Origin of the sequence: Francisella frigiditurris (assembly GCF_001880225.1) — a bacterium.
In the GTDB taxonomy this organism is placed as follows: domain Bacteria; phylum Pseudomonadota; class Gammaproteobacteria; order Francisellales; family Francisellaceae; genus Francisella; species Francisella frigiditurris.
The window spans coordinates 1-6,175 of sequence record NZ_CP009655.1; the positions used below are offsets into that span (position 1 = coordinate 1).

Here is a 6,175-nt window from a genome sequence, read left to right on the forward strand (position 1 = left end):
AGAAAAACTAAAAAAGTCTCTTAAAATCGATTTATGAGTGTTTTTTGATGTTTTTAGCTATGTTATCCAAAATATCAGATATTTTTGTTTGATATCCTTTGCCTAAACCTCTAAAAGTTTCTAATGTAGAAGATTTGAGCCTAATAGTTATCTTTTCTTTAGTTTCTTTCTTTTGGCTATCTAATAACTCTAGTATCTCAGGAGCTTCATATAGTGGGATAGATTTTTTGATATCTTCATTAGTTAACTCTGGGATATCATCAAAGTTAATATCTTCATCTTTGATATTTTTAGCAATGTTTATTAGTTTGTTTTTACTCATTTTTTAGCCCTCACTTTGTCTAACTCTTTTTGTCTTGCTCGCCTAAAAGATATGATTCTAATTTTGTTTTTTCTAATCGTATATGAGACACAAAACAAAATATTTTCTAGCTCTCCAAAACCAATATATCTAGTTTCATTATATTGTTTTTTGTCATCTATATATCTTTCAAAATTGCCACATTCAAAAACATATTTTGCAAGTTCAAAAGGTAGTTTGTGTTTCTCAATATTGGACTTATTTTTCTTGTTGTCCCATTCAAATTCAAGCATATTTTTAAACCTTAATTTGTATGTACATATTGTACATACATTATAATAAAAAGTCAATCTTTTAATAGTAATCTTCATTGTAAGAAGTTCCGAAATCTTTTAATCTTGCGATAATTCTTTCTGCTAGTCTTACTGCGTATCTCACTAAATTATAGTTTGCGGTAATTTCAAAGCATGCTTTGAAATGCCTTATTTATCTAGCTTTTAATATCAAAACCAATCTTAGCCTATTCGGCAGATTGTTTTTTCATTAAAACCTGCCCCGTCCCGTACTTCGTACGAGACCAAAGAAAAAAAGATAAGAGAAAACTAAGCCCCTGCGGGGCAAGTTCTCTTAGCTTACTTTTTCCCTTTGGTCTCCTACCAGTAGACACTAAATTTTTATCAAAATTATTGTTGCTACCCTGTCGCTACGCTAAGGGCAGAATGCGATAAATCGCCAACAAAATTTCTAAAAATAAGTGCTACTAGGTACGATGACGGGGGCAGGAGTTTAGTGCATTACTACGCTAAGAGCTACTAAGTTTTTTATCGCCGTTTCACAGCGACAAAAGAACCAGTAGCAACTAAGCTTGAATGCTTTTTATATGTCATCTGCGAGAGCATATCCGCTTAGGGCGGATTATCTCTTGATGACTAAACGGGTCAAAATGGATCTAACAAGTTAGGCCATTATGCCCCTTGTCGTTAGGTTAATATTTTGGGCTAAAGGTCGTGATTGATGATAAATTTAAATCTGTTTTTGAATGGCTCAAAATCTATCTTTCTTTTGTCTTTTGTTAGTACAAACTTTGCTTTGTTGAATATCTTTTCTACTACTTCCGCCCTTTTTGTTGTTAAAACATACTTAACGCCATCTATTTCTTTGTTTTGGATTGCTTGAACATGTCCGCCCCATACTTCAGCGTAACGGTTTAAGGTTTTGGCAGTTCTCTCAATTTCTATGCCAATACTAAAACTGTCTCTTTCTTCTATTAGGTCGGTTTTACCTCTACCTTTTGAAGCAAACTTTTGAGCTGGAGCGGGATAGCATTTAAGCCCTTTGTTTCTGCTTAGTATTGCGTAGTTTTGACATTGTAGCCAATGTATTAGCGTTCTTTCATTGAATCGGCTTTCATGAAATATTTTAGTTTGGTCTATTATTCCAAGTTCTGCTAATCCTTGCCAAGATATACCAACTACTTTTGTTTTTGGTGCTTGTATTTCTATAACCGTTATTAATTCTTGCTTTTCATATCTTTTTAAAGCCCCTGTTAGGGTCTTATAATTGATATTTAAAGCCTTTTCTAGGGTTTTTGGCGTAGAGTATTTAAACTCGGCTAAATAGCTAAGTATTTTTTGTTGTGTTATTTTGCCTAACTCTATCAGTTCTTGTTTAGTCTTCATCGCCGAATAAGTCCTTTTTAGATACTTCTATGCTTTCATTTTCTTGTATTTCTTCTCTTTTTGGCTCTATTTTGGCTTCTTGTTGCTCATTTGTAGTTTTGTTTGGTATGTATGGCTCTTTGTGTGTGCCTGATATCGCAAAGCTATAATTATTTGTCGGTATGTAATGCGTTGATATCTGCTCGTATTCTCTATCTTTAAATAGGGCAGGAGCTAATAAAATCATAGTATTTTTAGCTCCGTTTGATATCTCGCTTTGAGTTAATTTATAGTCTACATGCTTAGTATATCTTCTATCAGCAGAAGTAACGGAAGCCCCGCCAAGGCTTCCTTCTTCTAGCTCAAAAGCTCTATCATAAGTTGTTTGTCCGCCTTTCTTTTGGACTATTTCAATAGTTTCTATATCTGAACTATTGCCCAGGGCGAAAATGTGCGAATTGTCTAATAATTCCTTGCCGTATGCCTTTTTATTCATCGCTGCGTTTGGGCTAGTTTCAAAGTTTGTAAATGATTGAAAGTTAAACATTAGCGTAGTGTTGAAGTCTCTAATAGTGGCTAGTTGATTGATTACCGAAGTAGTCATAATAAACTTAAATTCATCTAAGAAAATACAGCTATAACGGTCGTTATATTGTGTTTCTTTGGTTATTGTTTGGAACAGTAAACGAAGAATTAAACTACTAGCCATATTCTCCTTAGCACTTACTGCACGGATATAGAAAACTGCATTTTCTTCTAGTATTTCTTGGATTGTCGGAGCTTCTTTAGAGTTAAATATTTTGTATCTTGATAGATTACGCAATAGCGATTCTAAATCTATATTTTGAGCTAGTAAATCCGTGTCGTACTGATAGCAAGCGTTAATTATCTCTTTTGGTGTCATGCCTTTTTGATATATTTTATCTGATATTTTTTCTAAAGCTTTTTCTGTATTTTGAGCGTATACCCTAGCGTTAGTTTGCTTTTGTGGTTCAAGCTCCATAGCTGATTTAACAATGGTTTCAAAATCTATTTGATTAATACCGCCAAAAAGCTGTATTTGTGGCTCTCTAACATCAATATCAATAACATACATTTTTTTATTTGCTCTTCTGCATTCTTCAGAACATAAATTGAAAAGGTATTTATCGGGTTTCACATCAAAAATAATGTTACATAATCCATATTGTATGAATTGTGATAGTAATATTCTTGTTTCAACGCCCTTACCTGAGCCAGAGCCACCGGCTATACATATATGCCCATCTAAACTAGCTTTAAGGTCTGCATAAACAGGTTGTTTAAACTCATTTAAGCCAAAAAATAGTTTACCTTGTTTAAAGTATTTTCTAGGGTTGTATTCGCCTACATGAGTTCTTTTTTTGTCGGGGTTATATTCTTTTTTGCCTGATTTTTTATATGCGTATGCGTTAGATATTTGATTAAGCGGGTTAATTATCTTTTGCTGTATTAATCGATTTAAAACAAATGCTTCTAGTATTAAAGTGATAACTGTTGAGCCTGCGGCTACAACTAAACAAGGTATAAATTTGTCTATAGGGAATACATGAAGCCTATCGAGTAAATAAGCTAATCCGTAGATACTGAAAGTAACAAGAAAGCTATATACATACCACGCAGCAACAACATGAAAACCATAATATATGGTTCTTATTATTAAAGAATTTTTTAATGGTAAAGGGCTATTTTCTTTGATTATGCTCTTGTATGCTGATTTACTGACTATATACATCGCAGAGAATATAACAGCCACAAATATACATTTAGATAGACTAAATATATCGAATGCATAAGGGTAGAGATAATCAATAATTAGATTTAGTATTGGATTGAAATTAAAAAACATAATTAAGCCCCTTTATTGAAGATATTTTTTATTTTATTTAGCAAGTTAGATTTAGTTTCTTTTTTTGGCTCTTGCTCTTGTTCTTTTAGCTTTTCTTCTTGCTCTGTAGCTATTCTTTCTAATTCTTTTTTGACTTCTTCATACTGGATTATCATTTCATGGAATCCTAACGGGTGCATCATCATATAATCGCCCGTTGGCTGGTGGTTACTATCATAAGCTTTAGATATATACATCTGAAATTTAAATGTATTCATGAAAGTTGAAACAGTATCTTTAAGCTCTTGCCCGTATTCCATAACTTCCCAGCCTTGCCAATGCTTAGGGTCTTCTTTCTTCATGGTTTCTAGCTCTTCATTTGCTAGCTCTTCGCTAGCAAAAACCTTGATAGTTCTATAAGATTCCATATCTTCGCCACAATTAAGAAGTGAGTATATTCTTTGTTTGTTTTTGTATTGTGATACATCATCATCTTTTTTAGCGTTCTTAACATGGAGTATTAGCCCATTATCGCCCTCGATTCTATGACTCTCTAATTTACAAATAAAAAACATTATTTAATCTCCTGTAGTTGCTTACTTCTCTCGAATATTTCTTTTAGGTCTTTCTTATGAAAATAATCTTGTAACTTTTGGCGTGTTTTTTTAAGGTTTTTCGAGATAAAAACTATATCTTTTTTATCTGAAACTGACCCGCACCAAGCAACTATTTCTTTAATATCTTCTTGGGCTTTATCTGGTAGGTTTTTATTGATGATTTTTGAGAACATCTCTATTAGTTCTAGTATTGTTTCAAAGCCTATCATCTCTTCATTTACATTTATTTTCATGGTGTTATCTCCATTTTGTTATAGTCAAAATGTGATAAACTAAACCTTGCCGTTTCCGGTTGGCTTGGTGTTAGTTCATCACGCCATTAGCTACTAGTTCCCGCTAGTAGCTAAAAACGGTTAAAGACTTACTTTTTTAAGCCTGTTTTAATTGTTTCTAGCCATTTTTTAGATACTTCTATATCTTGTGTTGGTAGCTCTTCAAGTTGTTGTATTGGTGTGTTTTCTTCTTCCTGCTCAAGCTCAAACCTTTCTGCATTTGGTTTAAATTTAGCAGTAAATATAATGCTTTCTGGCGTTCTTCCAAGCTTTCTAACTTCGTAATCTATTTTTATATCTGTATGTTTGTTTATTTGTTTTTTAGCAACTTCTAAAACATATTTTCTAAAATCGCAGAATCTAGGGTATTTATCCGTAAGACCTAGTTTTTGTTTAATTTCTTTTATTAAATATTCTTTGTTTAATGCTTTGTTAGGTGTTGTTTTTAAGGAATATAAAAGCATCTCATAGATACGGACTGAGTTTGGTGATGTTATACCTATTGTCTGTTTTAGTTTGTACTCTAAAAAGTCTCTATCGCATTTGATAAGCTGATTAATTTCATCACTGAATTTAAGACCTATTAAACCTTTTTTGTTTTCTATTTTGTTTACAATTAACCTAGCTGTAACCCACATAGTTCCATGTTCTTCATCTTCTATAGTGTATGTTATTTGTCTGTTAAATAAGTGGTTTAAAGCTTCATTAAATTGTTTGTATTTGTCGCTTTTATTATCCAAATTGTAAAACTTAGCTAAATCATTAATTGATATAGGCATCATATTATTATGTTCTTTAAATGGGTTTGTTTTAGCTATTGCATAGTTAAAAATACGCATTTCATCTAGTGAAAGCTTATACAAAGCATTAACGAAATCATTTTTCTTTTGAAGTATTATTTCTTTATTCATGTTCATTAAATACGAGCGTTTTAAATAGCTACACTAATAGTACAATAATAAAGTTATTATTTCAACTCGTACGAATACCCTAATTACTCGTATTTGAGACTTTTGCAAATACCCTAATTACTCGTACGAATACCCTAATTTATCGTATAATAAAAAAAAAAAATCTTTTGTATGCTTTGCTACATAAGGCTTTGAGCAGGGTTGCAAAAAAACTCTATAATACTTTATAACAAGTATTATTTATTTTTATTCTAAAAATAAATAAATAATACTTAGTTGTTATAAAAATATAAAAGAACAAAAACAAAGATATTCTTCTGATGGAAAGTGTTAATTTTCGCAACGAAGTTGCTCACCGTGATGGATAAGTTATTGACAGTAAACTGCCAACAACTTAACACACACTAATTAACGACTTACCACAGACAAGCGACATAATGGACTAACTAAAAAGCATCATTTCAAATACAAACATTTCTTTTTTTCTTTTTGATAAGAAATAATTTGATAATTTCTGGGGCTATAAAAGGCTTATTTTTGGATTTTATTTATATTTTGATGAATCTATAT

At 31.7% G+C, this 6,175-nt stretch carries 7 protein-coding genes; all 7 read right to left on the minus strand.

Translation table 11 applies throughout. The features are described 5' to 3' along the window. Nucleotides 1–31 precede the first annotated feature (31 nt). The gene (locus KX01_RS09210) at nt 32–322 is read right to left on the minus strand and encodes a BrnA antitoxin family protein (RefSeq protein ID WP_071664807.1); all 291 of its coding nucleotides are present in this window, start codon (nt 320–322) and stop codon (nt 32–34) included. Beyond that, on the minus strand, nt 319–594 hold the full coding sequence (locus KX01_RS09215) for a BrnT family toxin (protein ID WP_071664808.1): 276 nt from the start codon (nt 592–594) through the stop codon (nt 319–321). Before KX01_RS09215 ends, KX01_RS09210 begins: the two co-directional genes overlap by 4 nt. Nucleotides 595–1,299: 705 nt before the next feature. Beyond that, nucleotides 1,300–1,980 (minus strand): winged helix-turn-helix transcriptional regulator, encoded by a 681-nt coding sequence (locus KX01_RS09220; RefSeq protein WP_071664809.1) that lies wholly within the window; start codon nt 1,978–1,980, stop codon nt 1,300–1,302. Further along, a complete protein-coding gene (locus KX01_RS09225; protein WP_071664810.1) occupies nt 1,970–3,826 on the minus strand; it encodes a helicase HerA domain-containing protein in 1,857 nt (618 codons plus the stop codon). The genes KX01_RS09220 and KX01_RS09225 overlap by 11 nt, the downstream gene beginning before the upstream one ends. 2 nt (nt 3,827–3,828) lie before the next feature. Continuing rightward, on the minus strand, nt 3,829–4,380 hold the full coding sequence (locus tag KX01_RS09230; RefSeq protein ID WP_071664811.1) for a hypothetical protein: 552 nt from the start codon (nt 4,378–4,380) through the stop codon (nt 3,829–3,831). Beyond that, on the minus strand, nt 4,380–4,655 hold the full coding sequence (locus KX01_RS09235; RefSeq protein ID WP_071664812.1) for a hypothetical protein: 276 nt from the start codon (nt 4,653–4,655) through the stop codon (nt 4,380–4,382). Before KX01_RS09235 ends, KX01_RS09230 begins: the two co-directional genes overlap by 1 nt. A gap of 128 nt (nt 4,656–4,783) precedes the next feature. Beyond that, on the minus strand, nt 4,784–5,605 hold the full coding sequence (locus KX01_RS09240; RefSeq protein ID WP_198021121.1) for a replication initiation protein: 822 nt from the start codon (nt 5,603–5,605) through the stop codon (nt 4,784–4,786). Between the last annotated feature and the right edge of the window lie 570 nt (nt 5,606–6,175).

What these genes read in the sequence shown, in the direction of transcription:
- KX01_RS09210 (WP_071664807.1), bottom strand. Translation starts at nt 322, where the DNA reads ATGAGTAAAAACAAACTAATAAACATTGCTAAAAATATCAAAGATGAA.
- KX01_RS09215 (WP_071664808.1), bottom strand. Translation starts at nt 594, where the DNA reads ATGCTTGAATTTGAATGGGACAACAAGAAAAATAAGTCCAATATTGAG.
- KX01_RS09220 (WP_071664809.1), bottom strand. Translation starts at nt 1,980, where the DNA reads ATGAAGACTAAACAAGAACTGATAGAGTTAGGCAAAATAACACAACAA.
- KX01_RS09225 (WP_071664810.1), bottom strand. Translation starts at nt 3,826, where the DNA reads ATGTTTTTTAATTTCAATCCAATACTAAATCTAATTATTGATTATCTC.
- KX01_RS09230 (WP_071664811.1), bottom strand. Translation starts at nt 4,380, where the DNA reads ATGTTTTTTATTTGTAAATTAGAGAGTCATAGAATCGAGGGCGATAAT.
- KX01_RS09235 (WP_071664812.1), bottom strand. Translation starts at nt 4,655, where the DNA reads ATGAAAATAAATGTAAATGAAGAGATGATAGGCTTTGAAACAATACTA.
- KX01_RS09240 (WP_198021121.1), bottom strand. Translation starts at nt 5,605, where the DNA reads ATGAATAAAGAAATAATACTTCAAAAGAAAAATGATTTCGTTAATGCT.